The organism is Rhodococcus sp. W8901 (genome assembly GCF_013348805.1).
Lineage (GTDB): Bacteria > Actinomycetota > Actinomycetes > Mycobacteriales > Mycobacteriaceae > Prescottella.
This window is the reverse complement of the sequence record NZ_CP054690.1, coordinates 4,357,293-4,371,124: the sequence shown is the minus strand read 5'-3', so window position 1 is coordinate 4,371,124 and position 13,832 is coordinate 4,357,293. Positions and strand designations below refer to the sequence as shown.

The 13,832-nt window shown below is 64.6% G+C and carries 26 protein-coding genes; 25 read left to right on the top strand and 1 reads right to left on the bottom strand.

The window, feature by feature from the left end; genetic code table 11:
• The first annotated feature begins 6 nt into the window (after window positions 1-6).
• From rpsS to map, 19 genes are all read left to right on the top strand, one after another.
• Window positions 7-288: a 30S ribosomal protein S19 gene (gene rpsS, locus HUN07_RS20525; protein WP_005518370.1), complete on the top strand. Its 282-nt coding sequence runs from the start codon at window positions 7-9 to the stop codon at window positions 286-288.
• A complete protein-coding gene (gene rplV, locus HUN07_RS20520; protein ID WP_114718847.1) occupies window positions 285-689 on the top strand; it encodes a 50S ribosomal protein L22 in 405 nt (134 codons plus the stop codon). Before rpsS ends, rplV begins: the two co-directional genes overlap by 4 nt.
• Window positions 689-1,492 (top strand): 30S ribosomal protein S3, encoded by an 804-nt coding sequence (rpsC, locus tag HUN07_RS20515; RefSeq protein ID WP_114718848.1) that lies wholly within the window; start codon window positions 689-691, stop codon window positions 1,490-1,492. The genes rplV and rpsC overlap by 1 nt, the downstream gene beginning before the upstream one ends.
• A gap of 3 nt (window positions 1,493-1,495) precedes the next feature.
• The gene (rplP, locus tag HUN07_RS20510) at window positions 1,496-1,912 is read left to right on the top strand and encodes a 50S ribosomal protein L16 (RefSeq protein ID WP_114718849.1); all 417 of its coding nucleotides are present in this window, start codon (window positions 1,496-1,498) and stop codon (window positions 1,910-1,912) included.
• On the top strand, window positions 1,912-2,148 hold the full coding sequence (rpmC, locus tag HUN07_RS20505) for a 50S ribosomal protein L29 (protein WP_114718850.1): 237 nt from the start codon (window positions 1,912-1,914) through the stop codon (window positions 2,146-2,148). Before rplP ends, rpmC begins: the two co-directional genes overlap by 1 nt.
• Window positions 2,145-2,435: a 30S ribosomal protein S17 gene (rpsQ, locus tag HUN07_RS20500; RefSeq protein ID WP_174912339.1), complete on the top strand. Its 291-nt coding sequence runs from the start codon at window positions 2,145-2,147 to the stop codon at window positions 2,433-2,435. The genes rpmC and rpsQ overlap by 4 nt, the downstream gene beginning before the upstream one ends.
• A gap of 171 nt (window positions 2,436-2,606) precedes the next feature.
• A complete protein-coding gene (gene rplN / locus HUN07_RS20495; RefSeq protein WP_174912336.1) occupies window positions 2,607-2,975 on the top strand; it encodes a 50S ribosomal protein L14 in 369 nt (122 codons plus the stop codon).
• A complete protein-coding gene (gene rplX / locus HUN07_RS20490) occupies window positions 2,975-3,292 on the top strand; it encodes a 50S ribosomal protein L24 (protein WP_114718853.1) in 318 nt (105 codons plus the stop codon). Before rplN ends, rplX begins: the two co-directional genes overlap by 1 nt.
• Window position 3,293: 1 nt before the next feature.
• Window positions 3,294-3,860: a 50S ribosomal protein L5 gene (rplE, locus tag HUN07_RS20485; RefSeq protein ID WP_114718854.1), complete on the top strand. Its 567-nt coding sequence runs from the start codon at window positions 3,294-3,296 to the stop codon at window positions 3,858-3,860.
• Between the two features lie 4 nt (window positions 3,861-3,864).
• A complete protein-coding gene (locus tag HUN07_RS20480) occupies window positions 3,865-4,050 on the top strand; it encodes a type Z 30S ribosomal protein S14 (RefSeq protein WP_107982812.1) in 186 nt (61 codons plus the stop codon).
• 174 nt (window positions 4,051-4,224) lie between these two features.
• Window positions 4,225-4,623: a 30S ribosomal protein S8 gene (gene rpsH, locus HUN07_RS20475; RefSeq protein ID WP_031937772.1), complete on the top strand. Its 399-nt coding sequence runs from the start codon at window positions 4,225-4,227 to the stop codon at window positions 4,621-4,623.
• Between the two features lie 14 nt (window positions 4,624-4,637).
• Complete coding sequence (gene rplF, locus HUN07_RS20470) at window positions 4,638-5,174, top strand: 50S ribosomal protein L6 (protein WP_114718855.1); 537 nt, start codon at window positions 4,638-4,640, stop codon at window positions 5,172-5,174.
• Between the two features lies 1 nt (window position 5,175).
• Window positions 5,176-5,583 (top strand): 50S ribosomal protein L18, encoded by a 408-nt coding sequence (gene rplR, locus HUN07_RS20465; RefSeq protein WP_114718856.1) that lies wholly within the window; start codon window positions 5,176-5,178, stop codon window positions 5,581-5,583.
• Window positions 5,584-5,614: 31 nt separating this feature from the next.
• A complete protein-coding gene (gene rpsE, locus HUN07_RS20460; RefSeq protein ID WP_174912333.1) occupies window positions 5,615-6,262 on the top strand; it encodes a 30S ribosomal protein S5 in 648 nt (215 codons plus the stop codon).
• Window positions 6,263-6,442 (top strand): 50S ribosomal protein L30, encoded by a 180-nt coding sequence (gene rpmD / locus HUN07_RS20455; RefSeq protein ID WP_005518394.1) that lies wholly within the window; start codon window positions 6,263-6,265, stop codon window positions 6,440-6,442.
• Between the two features lie 2 nt (window positions 6,443-6,444).
• The gene (gene rplO, locus HUN07_RS20450; RefSeq protein ID WP_114718859.1) at window positions 6,445-6,885 is read left to right on the top strand and encodes a 50S ribosomal protein L15; all 441 of its coding nucleotides are present in this window, start codon (window positions 6,445-6,447) and stop codon (window positions 6,883-6,885) included.
• Window positions 6,886-7,107: 222 nt separating this feature from the next.
• Window positions 7,108-8,430, top strand: coding sequence for a preprotein translocase subunit SecY (gene secY, locus HUN07_RS20445; RefSeq protein ID WP_174912330.1), 1,323 nt, complete (start codon window positions 7,108-7,110; stop codon window positions 8,428-8,430).
• Window positions 8,427-8,972 (top strand): adenylate kinase, encoded by a 546-nt coding sequence (locus tag HUN07_RS20440; protein WP_174912327.1) that lies wholly within the window; start codon window positions 8,427-8,429, stop codon window positions 8,970-8,972. Before secY ends, HUN07_RS20440 begins: the two co-directional genes overlap by 4 nt.
• Complete coding sequence (gene map / locus HUN07_RS20435) at window positions 8,972-9,775, top strand: type I methionyl aminopeptidase (RefSeq protein WP_174912324.1); 804 nt, start codon at window positions 8,972-8,974, stop codon at window positions 9,773-9,775. The genes HUN07_RS20440 and map overlap by 1 nt, the downstream gene beginning before the upstream one ends.
• Window positions 9,776-9,855: 80 nt before the next feature.
• Here map and dtd read toward each other — a convergent pair whose 3' ends face one another.
• Complete coding sequence (dtd, locus tag HUN07_RS20430; RefSeq protein WP_174912321.1) at window positions 9,856-10,293, bottom strand: D-aminoacyl-tRNA deacylase; 438 nt, start codon at window positions 10,291-10,293, stop codon at window positions 9,856-9,858.
• Window positions 10,294-10,597: 304 nt separating this feature from the next.
• Here dtd and infA point away from each other — a divergent pair, with 304 nt between their 5' ends.
• The 6 genes from infA (at window position 10,598) to HUN07_RS20400 (ending at window position 13,806) form a co-directional block, all read left to right on the top strand.
• On the top strand, window positions 10,598-10,819 hold the full coding sequence (gene infA, locus HUN07_RS20425; RefSeq protein ID WP_003418601.1) for a translation initiation factor IF-1: 222 nt from the start codon (window positions 10,598-10,600) through the stop codon (window positions 10,817-10,819).
• A 77-nt stretch (window positions 10,820-10,896) separates the two neighbouring features.
• Window positions 10,897-11,010 (top strand): 50S ribosomal protein L36, encoded by a 114-nt coding sequence (gene rpmJ, locus HUN07_RS20420; protein WP_003938068.1) that lies wholly within the window; start codon window positions 10,897-10,899, stop codon window positions 11,008-11,010.
• Window positions 11,011-11,225: 215 nt separating this feature from the next.
• On the top strand, window positions 11,226-11,594 hold the full coding sequence (gene rpsM, locus HUN07_RS20415; RefSeq protein ID WP_114718864.1) for a 30S ribosomal protein S13: 369 nt from the start codon (window positions 11,226-11,228) through the stop codon (window positions 11,592-11,594).
• Window positions 11,594-12,007, top strand: a complete 414-nt coding sequence (gene rpsK, locus HUN07_RS20410; protein ID WP_005239680.1) for a 30S ribosomal protein S11 — start codon at window positions 11,594-11,596, stop codon at window positions 12,005-12,007. The genes rpsM and rpsK overlap by 1 nt, the downstream gene beginning before the upstream one ends.
• A 26-nt stretch (window positions 12,008-12,033) precedes the next feature.
• Window positions 12,034-12,639, top strand: coding sequence for a 30S ribosomal protein S4 (gene rpsD / locus HUN07_RS20405; protein WP_114718865.1), 606 nt, complete (start codon window positions 12,034-12,036; stop codon window positions 12,637-12,639).
• 102 nt (window positions 12,640-12,741) lie between these two features.
• The gene (locus HUN07_RS20400; RefSeq protein ID WP_114718866.1) at window positions 12,742-13,806 is read left to right on the top strand and encodes a DNA-directed RNA polymerase subunit alpha; all 1,065 of its coding nucleotides are present in this window, start codon (window positions 12,742-12,744) and stop codon (window positions 13,804-13,806) included.
• Window positions 13,807-13,832 lie beyond the last annotated feature (26 nt).

Genomic DNA, 13,832 nt, shown 5'->3' with positions numbered 1-13,832 from the left:
TGAAGGATGCCACGCAGCCTTAAGAAGGGCCCGTTCGTCGATGACCACCTCCTTGCGAAGGTGGACGTGCAGAACGAGAAGGGCACCAAGCAGGTCATCAAGACCTGGAGCCGTCGTTCCACGATCATTCCGGACTTCATCGGTCACACGTTTGCCGTCCACGACGGACGCAAGCACGTTCCGGTGTTCGTCTCGGACTCGATGGTTGGCCACAAGCTCGGAGAGTTTGCACCGACCAGGACGTTCAAGGGCCACATCAAGGACGACCGGAAGAGCAAGCGTCGATGAGTACTGAAACACAGAACCCCACTGCGAAGGCGGTCGCGCGCCACGTGCGCGTGACCCCCATGAAGGCGCGCCGTGTCGTGGACCTGGTCCGCGGCCGCTCGGTCGAGGACGCACTGTCGATCCTCAAGTTCGCGCCGCAGGCCGCCAGCGAGCCGGTCGCCAAGGTGATCGCCAGCGCAGCTGCCAACGCCCAGAACAACCTGAACCTCGATCCCTCCACGCTGGTCGTCGCGACCGCGTACGTGGACGAGGGTGCGACCCTCAAGCGGTTCCAGCCGCGCGCACAGGGCCGGGCCTTCCGGATCCGTAAGCGTTCGAGCCACATCACGGTCATCGTGGAGAGCCGGGCCAACGTGTCCGGTGCCTCGGGCCGTAACCGCCGGAAGGGAAGTGGTCAGTAGTGGGCCAGAAGATCAACCCGCACGGCTTCCGTCTCGGCATCACGACCGACTGGAAGTCGCGCTGGTACGCAGACAAGCAGTACGCGGAGTACGTCAAGGAAGACGTCGCGATCCGTAAGCTCCTCGCCACGGGCATGGAGCGGGCCGGTATCGCGAAGGTCGAGATCGAGCGCACCCGTGACCGTGTGCGTGTGGACATCCACACCGCACGCCCGGGCATCGTCATCGGCCGTCGCGGCGCCGAGGCCGATCGCATCCGCGCCGAGCTCGAGAAGCTGACCGGCAAGCAGGTCCAGCTGAACATCCTCGAGGTCAAGAACGCAGAGGCCGAGGCCCAGCTGGTGGCACAGGGTGTCGCCGAGCAGCTCTCGAACCGTGTCGCGTTCCGTCGCGCCATGCGCAAGGCCATCCAGTCGGCCATGCGTCAGCCGAACGTCAAGGGCATCCGCGTGCAGTGCTCGGGTCGCCTCGGCGGCGCCGAGATGAGCCGCTCGGAGTTCTACCGTGAGGGTCGCGTTCCGCTGCACACGCTGCGTGCGGACATCGACTACGGCCTCTACGAGGCCAAGACCACCTTCGGTCGCATCGGCGTGAAGGTCTGGATCTACAAGGGCGACATCGTCGGTGGCAAGCGTGAGCTGGCCGCAGGCGCTGCTGCACCGTCGGACCGCCCGCGCCGCGAGCGTCCGAGCCGTCCGCGTCGCTCCGGTGCCGCAGGCACCACCGCGACCAGCACCGAGGCCGGTCGCGCTGCGACCGCCACCGCCGATGCACCCGCTTCGACTGAACAGAAGGAGGGCTGACGCATGTTGATCCCCCGGCGGGTCAAGCACCGCAAGCAGCACCATCCGAGCCGTTCGGGTGCCGCCAAGGGTGGGACCCAGGTGACCTTCGGTGAGTACGGCATCCAGGCTCTCGAGCCGGCCTACATCACCAACCGGCAGATCGAGTCCGCTCGTATCGCCATGACCCGGCACATCAAGCGTGGCGGCAAGATCTGGATCAACATCTTCCCGGATCGCCCGCTCACCAAGAAGCCTGCCGAGACCCGCATGGGTTCCGGTAAGGGTTCGCCGGAGTGGTGGATCGCGAACGTCAAGCCCGGACGGGTGATGTTCGAGATGAGCTACCCGAACGAGGAGATCGCTCGTGAGGCCCTGCGCCGCGCGATGCACAAGCTCCCCTGCAAGTGCCGGATCGTGACGAGGGAGGAGCAGTTCTGATGGCAACCGCAAGCCCTGCTACAGAGCTCCGCGAGCTGACCGAAGAAGAATTGGTCACCAAGCTCCGCGAGTCGAAGGAAGAGCTGTTCAACCTTCGCTTCCAGATGGCCACTGGTCAGCTGGACAACAACCGCCGGCTGCGCACGGTCCGTCACGAGATTGCGCGCATCTACACCGTCCTGCGTGAGCGTGAGCTCGGCCTGGCCGCTGGTCCGGACGCAGGTGACGCGGCATGAGTGAGGAAAAGGCAGTGAGCACCAACAGCACCGAAGAGCGCGCGAGCCGTAAGGTCCGTGTCGGATACGTCGTGTCCGACAAGATGGAGAAGACGATCGTGGTCGAGCTCGAAGACCGCGTCAAGCACAAGCTCTACGGCAAGATCATCCGCCGTACGACCAAGGTGAAGGCGCACGACGAGAACGGCACCGCCGGCGTCGGCGATCGCGTTCAGCTGATGGAGACCCGTCCGCTGTCCGCGACGAAGCACTGGCGTCTGGTCGAGGTCCTCGAGAAGGCCAAGTAAGAGCCGAAGAGTGTATCCAGTACGATGGTGGGGTTGCCCTGCGAGAGCAGCGGTGGCCCCACCATCGGCGGGTACAGACCGCGCGCGTCGGGTCGGAAATCTGCCGCGCATGATCAGCGCGAGCCACTGTGGTTCGTTCTGGTCGAAACAAGCCAGGTCAAGGAGAAGTTAGTGATTCAGCAGGAGTCGCGACTGCGCGTCGCCGACAACACGGGTGCCAAGGAGATTCTCTGCATCCGCGTTCTCGGTGGCTCGTCTCGTCGCTACGCCGGGGTCGGCGACATCATTGTCGCCACCGTCAAGGACGCCGTCCCGGGTGGAAACGTGAAGAAGGGCGAGGTCGTCAAGGCCGTCATCGTCCGCACCGCCAAGGAGCGTCGTCGTCCGGACGGCTCGTACATCAAGTTCGACGAGAACGCTGCCGTCATCATCAAGGCGGACAACGATCCTCGCGGTACCCGCATCTTCGGCCCCGTCGGCCGTGAGCTGCGCGAGAAGAAGTTCATGAAGATCGTCTCGCTCGCCCCGGAGGTGCTGTGATGAAGGTGCACAAGGGTGACACCGTGCTGGTCATCTCCGGCAAGGACAAGGGCGCGAAGGGCAAGGTCATTCAGGCCTTCCCCGCGACCAACAAGGTCCTGGTCGAGGGCGTGAACCGCATCAAGAAGCACACCGCGGTCTCTGCGAACGAGCGTGGCGCCTCCTCGGGCGGCATCGTGACGCAGGAAGCCCCGATCCACGTTTCCAACGTCGCGGTCGTCGACTCGGACGGTAACCCCACTCGCGTGGGCTACCGCACCGATGAGGAGACCGGCAAGAACGTTCGTATTTCCCGGAAGAACGGGAAGGACATCTGACATGACCTCCACTGAGAACAAGACCCAGCCGCGCCTGAAGGCCCGCTACCGTGCGGAGATCAAGGACGCGCTGAACGCGGAGTTCGACTACGCGAACGTCATGCAGATCCCCGGCGTCGTCAAGGTCGTCGTCAACATGGGTGTCGGCGACGCCGCCCGTGACGCGAAGCTGATCAACGGCGCGGTTGCCGATCTCGCTCTGATCACCGGTCAGAAGCCCGAGATCCGCAAGGCCCGCAAGTCCATCGCGCAGTTCAAGCTGCGTGAAGGCATGCCGATCGGCGCGCGCGTCACGCTGCGTGGCGACCGCATGTGGGAGTTCCTGGATCGCCTGGTGTCGATCGCGCTGCCCCGTATCAGGGACTTCCGCGGTCTGTCGGGCACCCAGTTCGACGGCAACGGCAACTACACGTTCGGCCTCAACGAGCAGTCGATGTTCCACGAGATCGACGTGGACAAGATCGATCGTCCGCGCGGTATGGACATCACCGTCGTGACCACCGCCACCAACAACGAAGAAGGCCGTGCGCTGCTCAAGCACCTCGGCTTCCCGTTCAAGGAGAACTGAGCCCATGGCTAAGAAGGCACTGGTCAACAAGGCCAACAAGAAGCCGAAGTTCGCGGTGCGCGCGTACACCCGCTGCCAGAAGTGCGGCCGTCCGCACGCGGTGTTCCGCAAGTTCGGCCTGTGCCGTATCTGCGTTCGCGAGATGGCACACGCCGGCGAACTGCCGGGCGTTCACAAGAGCTCCTGGTAACCCACTCCGGGTTACACAGACTTCCGTTCCGCACCCGCGGAACGGTGAAGGTAAGAACCACTTCGTTGTAGGCCCACGACCGGGCCGGCCCCGCTCCATCCGATTTGTCGGGGGAGCGGGGCCGGGACCGGTGTTGCATGGGAACCCCAACGAGAAAGGTGCACAGGTCAACTCATGACCATGACTGATCCGATCGCAGACTTCTTGACGCGTCTGCGTAATGCCAACTCGGCGTACCACGACGAGGTGAAGCTGCCGCACTCGAAGATCAAGGCGAACATCGCCGAGATCCTCAAGCGCGAGGGCTACATCGCGGACTACCGCACCGAGGATGCCGAGGTCGGCAAGACGCTGATCGTCGACCTCAAGTACGGCCCGAGCCGCGAGCGCAGCCTCGCCGGCGTCCGCCGTGTTTCCAAGCCCGGTCTGCGCGTGTACGCGAAGTCCACCAACCTGCCCAAGGTCCTGGGCGGCCTCGGCGTGGCGATCATCTCCACGTCTTCCGGCCTGCTCACCGATCGTCAGGCGGCCAATCAGGGAGTGGGCGGGGAAGTCCTCGCCTACGTCTGGTAAGGGAGGCCACCACTATGTCGCGTATTGGAAAGATTCCGGTCGCCGTCCCCGCGGGCGTCGACGTGACCATCACCGGACAGGACGTCGCGGTCAAGGGCCCCAAGGGCACCCTGACGATGACCGTCTCGGAGCCGATCTCGGTCGCACAGGAGGACGGTGCCCTTCAGGTCACCCGTCCCGACGACGAGCGTCGCAGCCGCGCGCTGCACGGTCTGTCGCGCACCCTGGTGCAGAACATGATCATCGGTGTTACCGCTGGTTACACCACCAAGATGGAGATCCACGGCGTCGGTTACCGTGTGGCACTGAAGGGCCAGGACCTCGAGTTCTCGCTCGGCTACAGCCACCCGGTCCCGATCGAGGCTCCGGAGGGCATCACCTTCGCTGTCGAGTCGCCGACCCGGTTCTCGATCACCGGCATCGACAAGCAGAAGGTCGGCCAGATCGCGGCCAACATCCGTCGTCTGCGCAAGTCCGACCCGTACAAGGGCAAGGGCATCCGCTACGAGGGTGAGCAGGTCCGTCGCAAGGTCGGAAAGACGGGTAAGTGATATGAGCCAGACTGCAAATCAGAAAGCCAAGCGGATTCCGCTCGGCAAGGACGCGTCCACGACGCGTCGTCTGTCGAAGGCGCGTCGTCACTTCCGTCTCCGCAAGAAGGTCTCCGGCACCCCGGAGCGTCCCCGTCTGGTGGTGAACCGCTCCGCGCGGCACATCCACGTGCAGCTGGTGGACGATCTGGCCGGCAAGACCCTCGCCGCTGCGTCGACCATCGAGGCCGACGTGCGTGCGCTGGACGGCGACAAGAGCGCCCGTGGCGCGAAGGTCGGTCAGCTGATCGCCGAGCGCGCCAAGGCAGCCGGCGTGGAGACCGTGGTCTTCGACCGCGGTGGCCACACCTACACGGGTCGCATCGCGGCCCTGGCCGACGCCGCTCGCGAAGGCGGGTTGAAGTTCTGATGACCAACGTTACTAACGGAAGGAATGCCTGATGCCGGGACGTCAAAGGCGTGACGGCGGAAGCGGACCCGCCGGACAGAATGGGCCGAACAGCGGCAGTGGCGACAACCGTGGCGGCCGTGACCGTCGCGACAACCGCCGCGACAACGCTGCCGAGAAGTCGAACTTCATCGAGCGGGTTGTCTCCATCAACCGTGTCTCGAAGGTCGTCAAGGGTGGTCGTCGCTTCAGCTTCACCGCTCTGGTGATCGTGGGCGACGGCAACGGACTCGTCGGCGTCGGCTACGGAAAGGCCAAGGAAGTTCCCGCGGCCATCCAGAAGGGTGTCGAGGAGGCTCGCAAGAGCTTCTTCCGCGTCCCGATGATCGGCAGCACCATCACCCACCCGATCCAGGGTGAGGCGGCGGCCGGTGTGGTCATGCTGCGTCCGGCCAGCCCCGGTACAGGTGTTATCGCCGGTGGCGCGGTGCGTGCCGTGCTCGAGTGCGCGGGAATCCACGACATCCTGTCGAAGTCGCTCGGTAGCGACAACGCGATCAACGTCGTGCACGCGACCGTTGCTGCCCTCAAGGGTCTGCAGCGTCCGGAAGAGGTTGCGGCTCGCCGTGGCCTGCCCATCGAGGACGTTGCTCCGGCCGGCATGCTCCGCGCTCGTGCACAGGCTGGGAGCGTGAAGTAAATGGCACAGCTCAAGGTCACCCAGGTCAAGAGCACCATCGGCACCAAGCAGAACCAGCGGGACAGCATGCGCACCCTCGGGCTGAAGGGCATTCGCCAGTCGGTCGTTCGTGAGGACAACGCGCAGAACCGCGGTCTGATCAACGTGGTGCGCCACCTCGTCACAGTTGAGGAGGTCTAACCATGACCATCAAGTTGCACCACCTGCGCCCCGCGCCCGGCGCCAAGACCGACAAGACTCGCGTCGGTCGCGGTGAGGGCTCGAAGGGTAAGACCGCCGGTCGCGGTACGAAGGGCACCAAGGCCCGGAAGAACGTGTCGGCCGCCTTCGAGGGTGGACAGATGCCGCTGCACATGCGTCTGCCCAAGCTCAAGGGCTTCACCAACCCGTTCCGCACCGAGTACCAGGTCGTCAACGTCGGCGACATCGCTCGTCTGTTCCCCGAGGGTGGACAGATCGGCGTTGCCGAGCTCGTTGCCGCCGGTGCGGTTCGCAAGAACCAGCTCGTGAAGGTTCTCGCCGAGGGTGAGCTCACGGTTGCCGTTCAGGTCACCGCGAACAAGTTCTCCGGCGCTGCCAAGGAGAAGATCGCCGCTGCCGGTGGTACCACCACCGAGCTGTGATTTCGCTCAGCTAGCTTGTCGAATGGCCGCAACTCTGCCCAATCGGGCCGAGTTGCGGCCATTCGCCGCTCTGCAGGGTGTCCTGTCGGCATACTGTTGAGCAACCGGCCCCAGGCAACGGGGCTGTGATTTCATGTGTCACTGTTAGAGTTCTAGAGTTCTGCAATCCATGGGACGAGTCATTCGACTTGGCTCCCCGTATGTCGTGCGCCAGGAGGATCTTTGCTTTCCGCCTTTGTCTCGGCCCTCAGGACGCCTGACCTGAGGCGGAAGATCCTCTTCACACTCGGTCTCGTCGCCCTGTATCGCCTCGGCGCGACACTGCCCTCTCCCGGTGTCGACTACGGCAATGTCCGTGCATGTATCGACCAGGTGTCGGGTGGCGAGTCTGCCGGCATCTACTCGCTGATCAACCTGTTCTCGGGTGGTGCACTGCTGCAGCTCTCGGTCTTCGCGATCGGCATCATGCCGTACATCACCGCGAGCATTATCGTGCAGCTGCTCACTGTCGTCATCCCGAAGTTCGAGGAACTCCGCAAGGAGGGCCAATCGGGCCAGGCGAAGATGACGCAGTACACGCGTTACCTGTCGATCGCGCTCGCGATCCTGCAGGCCACTGGCATCGTGGCCCTCGCGGCCCGAGGTCAGCTGCTGCAGGGCTGTACGCAGTCGATCATCGCCGACGAGAGCATCTTCGGTCTGATCATCATCGTGCTCGTCATGACGGCGGGTTCGGCCCTGGTGATGTGGTTCGGTGAGCTCATCACCGAGCGCGGTGTCGGCAACGGCATGTCGCTGCTGATCTTCGCGGGCATCGCCTCGCGCATTCCGGGCGAGGGCAAGACCATCCTGGACAGCCGCGGCGGCCTGACGTTCGCACTCGTGTGCGTGGCCGCGCTGGCCATCATCGCCGGTGTCGTCTTCGTCGAGCAGGGCCAGCGGCGCATCCCGGTGCAGTACGCGAAGCGGATGGTCGGCCGCAAGATGTACGGAGGTTCGTCGACCTACCTGCCCCTGAAGGTCAACCAGGCCGGTGTCATTCCGGTGATCTTCGCGTCGTCCCTGCTCTACCTGCCGAACCTGATCGCGCAGCTCACCGGCGCCAACACGAGCGCCGATCCGAGCTGGTGGCAGCGGTTCATCAACGAGTACCTGGTGAACCCGGCCAACCCGGTCTACATCCTGATCTACTTCGGCATGATCGTCTTCTTCACGTACTTCTACGTCGCGATCACCTTCAATCCGGAGGAACGCGCGGACGAGATGAAGAAGTTCGGCGGCTTCATCCCGGGCATCCGTCCCGGCCGGCCGACGGCCGACTACCTGAACTACGTACTGAGCCGTATCACCTTGCCGGGTGCCATCTACCTCGGCACCATCGCAGTCCTGCCGAATCTGTTCCTCGATATCGGCAATTCGGGCGGCGCAGCGAACCTGCCGTTCGGTGGCACCGCGGTGCTGATTATGGTCAGTGTGGGCCTCGATACCGTTAAGCAGATCGAGAGCCAGCTTATGCAGCGAAACTATGAAGGGTTCCTCAAGTGAGACTTGTCCTCCTTGGTCCTCCCGGTGCCGGTAAAGGCACCCAGGCCGCGATCCTGTCCGAGAAGCTGGGCGTTCCGCACATCTCCACCGGAGATCTGTTCCGCGCCAACATCGGGCAGGAGACCCCGCTGGGGCTCGAGGCCAAGAAGTACCTCGACGCAGGTGACCTGGTTCCCAGCGAGATCACGAACAACATGGTGAAGGCCCGCGTGGCCGAGCCCGACGCCGCCAACGGCTTCCTGCTCGACGGGTTCCCGCGCACGGTGGATCAGGCGAAGGCACTGGAGGGCATCCTCGAGGGCCTGGGCGCCAAGCTCGACGGTGTGCTCGCGTTCGACGTCGATGACGACGTCGTGGTCGAGCGGATGCTCGCCCGTGGTCGCGCCGACGACACCGAGGACGTCATCCGCAACCGCATGCGCGTCTACCGCGAGGAGACCGCACCCCTGCTCGACTACTACGCCGGCCATATCGTCACCGTCGACGCTGTCGGCGCTGTCGAAGAGGTCAACGCCCGCGCCCTGGCCGCGCTGGGGAAGTAATGGCATTCGGCCGCAAGCGCAAGGTCGTTCCGTTCCGCACGGCGGGTGAGCTCGACGCCATGGCGGCTGCGGGCGCGATCGTCGGGGCCGCCCTCGTGGCGGTGCGGGATGCGGCCAAGCCGGGTGTCAGCACGCTCGAGCTCGACCGGGTCGCCGAATCCGTCATCCGGGACGCCGGCGCGGTGCCGTCGTTCCTCGGATACCACGGGTTCACCGGATCCATCTGCTCGTCGGTCAACGATCGGGTCGTGCACGGTATCCCGTCCGCCGACGACATCCTGGTCGAGGGCGATCTGGTGTCGATCGACTGCGGGGCGATTCTCGACGGTTGGCACGGCGACTCCGCGTGGACGTTCGGCGTCGGCACTCTCAGCGAAGCGGACGCTCAGCTGAGCGAGGCGACCCGGCTCTCGATGGAGGCCGGTATCGCCGCCATGATCGACGGCAACCGGCTCACCGACGTCTCGCACGCCATCGAGCTGGGCACGCATGCAGCGGAGAAGCTGCACGGCAGGTCCTACGGAATCGTCGACGGCTACGGCGGTCACGCGATCGGCCGTGAGATGCACATGGATCCGTTCCTGCCGAACGAGGGTGCCCCCGGTAAGGGCCCGCATCTGGTGATCGGGTCGGTCCTCGCGATCGAGCCGATGCTCACGCTCGGTACGTACGAGACCGAGGTGCTGGCCGACGACTGGACCGTGGTGACCACCGACGGAAGCCGTGCCGCCCACTGGGAGCACACCGTCGCGGTGACCGAGGACGGTCCGCGGATCCTCACCCTGCGTCCCGGGGACAACTGAAGATCTCGAAGACGCCGAACGGGCAGTGGGTCACCCACTGCCCGTTCGGCGTTTCTGCGTTTCCTCGGACGGGCCGCGGGTCAGCCGTCGAGCAGGACGGTGACCGGTCCGTCGTTGACGAGGCTGACCCGCATGTCTGCGCCGAACCGGCCGGCCTCGACGGTGGCACCCAGTTCCCGGAGCGCTTCGGCGAAGGCGTCGACGAGTGGTTCGGCCACGGCGCGGGGCGCGGCAGGGGACCACGACGGTCGGCGGCTGCGGCGGGTGTCGGCCATGAGGGTGAACTGGCTGACGACCAGGATCGGCGCGCCGACATCGGACGCGGACTTCTCGTCGTCGAGGATGCGCAGTCGCCACACCCGACGCGCGAGGTTCGACGCCGCGGTGGGGTCGTCGTCGTGTCCGACGCCGAGAAGGACGAGCAGTCCCTGCCCTCCGTCTCCCGGCTCGATCCGGCCGACCTCCTCGCCGTCGACCTCGACGGCTGCCGAAGTGACGCGTTGGACGAGTGCGCGCATGTGAGGTGCGTATCCCTTCTCGGAGGTTTCTCGGAGGTTTCTCGGAGGCTTCGGCGAGGCTTCGGCGAGGCTTCGTGGCGCTTCCGGGTGGCGGCCGGTCGTACCGACTCGAGGCCGCATTTGGCCTGGTTGGGAAATGTCGGTAAGATGGATCAACGGTGCGCCCTGCGTATCGGTTGTCTGCCTGTCCGGCCTCGTGCCGGGGAGTCGTTCTCGACCGATAACGCCTGCAGGGCCGCCCTGTAGCGGATACCGGTGACGGTAGCCGATGCATCCAAACGCCACTCAACGGATCGCGGAGGATATGGCTAAGAAGGACGGGGCCATCGAGGTCGAGGGACGAGTTGTCGAGCCGCTGCCCAATGCGATGTTCCGCATTGAGCTGGAAAACGGCCACAAGGTCCTCGCACACATCAGCGGCAAGATGCGGCAGCACTACATTCGCATCCTTCCCGAGGACCGCGTGGTCGTGGAGCTGTCGCCCTACGACCTGTCGCGTGGACGCATCGTTTACCGCTACAAGTAAAAGCTTCCCCGGCCACACCGGCCGGGGAAAACTGTGTCCGCCGTCCGGCGGACAGACAACAGGAGATCAGACGCAACGTGAAGGTTCAGCCTAGCGTCAAGAAGATCTGCGAGAAGTGCAAGGTGATTCGCCGTAACGGGCGCGTCATGGTGATCTGCGAGAACCTGCGTCACAAGCAGCGTCAGGGTTAATCCCAGCAGTTCACGGCTTCTTCGAGATCTGCTTGGCAACAAGCGCAAAGAAGACCTCTCAGCACCAACCGCTACCCGGGCCCAGGGAGATATCCCGAAGGCAGGTAACGGTCTACCCCCGGCACGGAGGCCGGGGCCCCACTGCGATTCGAACGCAGAGTCTTACGCAGGGGACGGACTGGGAGCAGACCTCCGCACACCGATAGGAATGCCACATGGCACGTCTCGCAGGTGTCGATCTTCCTCGCGAAAAGCGCATGGAGATCGCACTGACCTACATCTACGGCATCGGCCGTACCACCTCCAAGGAGATCCTGTCTGCCACGGGTGTCAACCCGGACCTGCGCAGCAAGGACCTGACCGACGAGGACCTCGCCAAGCTCCGCGAGTACATCGAGGAGTCGGTGAAGGTTGAGGGCGACCTGCGCCGCGAGGTGCAGGCCGACATCCGTCGCAAGATCGAGATCGGCTGCTACCAGGGCCTGCGCCACCGTCGTGGTCTGCCCGTGCGTGGTCAGCGCACCAAGACCAACGCGCGCACCCGTAAGGGTCCGAAGCGCACCGTCGCAGGGAAGAAGAAGTAATGCCTCCTAAGTCACGTAGCACCGGTCCGAAGAAGACCCAGAAGGCGCGTCGCAGGGACAAGAAGAACGTCCCGCACGGTGCCGCTCACATCAAGAGCACCTTCAACAACACGATCGTGTCGATCACCGACCCGGCCGGCAACGTCATCTCCTGGGCGTCGTCGGGCCACGTGGGCTTCAAGGGCTCGCGTAAGTCGACGCCGTTCGCTGCTCAGCTCGCTGCTGAGAACGCTGCCCGCAAGGCGCAGGAGCACGGCGTGAAGAAGGTCGACGTCTTCGTCAAGGGTCCGGGTTCGGGCCGCGAGACCGCGATCCGCTCGCTGCAGGCTGCAGGCCTCGAGGTCGGCACCATCTCCGATGTCACCCCCCAGCCGCACAACGGCTGCCGTCCGCCCAAGCGGCGTCGGGTTTAAGTAGCGGGAAGGATAGGTAAAAGAACATGGCACGTTATACCGGACCCATCACCCGCAAGTCGCGTCGTCTGCGCGTCGACCTCGTCGGAGGCGACCAGGCGTTCGAGCGGCGCCCGTACCCGCCGGGACAGCACGGCCGCGCGCGGATCAAGGAGAGCGAGTACCTGCTCCAGCTGCAGGAGAAGCAGAAGGCTCGCTTCACCTACGGCGTCATGGAGAAGCAGTTCCGTCGCTACTACCAGGAGGCGGTCAACCGCCCCGGTAAGACCGGTGAGAACCTGCTCCAGATCCTGGAGTCGCGTCTCGACAACGTCGTGTACCGCGCAGGCCTCGCTCGCACCCGCCGCCAGGCGCGTCAGCTGGTCACGCACGGTCACCTTCTCGTGAACAACAAGAAGGTCGACATCCCCAGCTACCGCGTCTCGCAGTACGACATCATCGATGTCCGCGAGAAGTCGCTGGCGACGCTGCCCTTCCAGATCGCCCGCGAGACCCAGGGCGACCGCCCGATCCCGGGTTGGCTGCAGGTGGTCGGTGGACGTCTTCGCATCCTGGTGCACCAGCTCCCCGAGCGTGCGCAGATCGAGGTTCCGCTGCAGGAACAGCTGATCGTCGAGTACTACTCGAAGTAAGGCGTAATGCCTGTGAGTGGCCGGTTCGCCGGCCACTCACAGGCCCCAAGCCTTTCCCATCGTGGGCGTCATATAGCGGACGCCCGTACAGGAGGAAATCCAATGCTCATTTCTCAGCGACCCACGCTGACCGAAGAGGTCATCGCTGAAAACCGCTCGAAGTTCGTCATCGAGCCCCTCGAGCCAGGCTTCGGGTACACCCTCGGCAATTCGCTGCGCCGCACCCTGCTGTCGTCGATCCCCGGCGCTGCTGTCACCAGCATCCGTATCGACGGCGTCCTGCACGAGTTCACCACCGTCCCGGGTGTGAAGGAAGATGTCACCGACATCATCCTGAACCTCAAGGGCCTGGTCGTGAGCTCCGAAGAGGACGAGCCGGTCACCATGTACGTCCGCAAGCAGGGCCCCGGTGCCGTGACTGCAGGCGACATCGTTCCGCCGGCAGGTGTCACGGTCAACAACCCGGATCTGCACATCGCCACCCTGAACGACAAGGGCAAGCTGGAGATCGAGCTCGTTGTCGAGCGCGGTCGCGGCTACGTCCCCGCCGTCCAGAACAAGGCGTCCGGCGCCGAGATCGGCCGTATCCCGGTCGACTCGATCTACTCGCCGGTGCTCAAGGTCACCTACAAGGTGGAGGCCACTCGCGTCGAGCAGCGCACCGACTTCGATCGGTTGATTCTCGACGTCGAGACCAAGAATTCCATCACCGCTCGGGATGCGCTCGCTTCGGCGGGCAAGACCCTGGTTGAGCTCTTCGGCCTGGCCCGTGAGCTGAACGTCGAAGCAGAAGGCATCGAGATCGGACCCTCGCCCGCCGAGGCCGATCACATCGCTTCCTTCGGACTCCCCATCGAGGATCTGGACCTCACGGTCCGTTCCTACAACTGCCTCAAGCGCGAGGGTGTTCACACCGTCGGCGAGCTGGTTGGTCGTACCGAGTCCGATCTGCTGGACATCCGCAATTTCGGACAGAAGTCCATCGACGAGGTGAAGGTCAAGCTCCATTCGCTCGGCCTCGCCCTCAAGGACAGCCCTGCGTCCTTCGACCCCACCACCGTTGCCGGCTACGACGCCGCCACCGGGACGTGGAGCGACACGGATGCCGGTTCCTTCAGCGACGCTGACGGGACCGAGCAGGACTACGCCGAGACCGAACAGCTTTAACCCGTAGCCCCCGGCACATGGGCAAA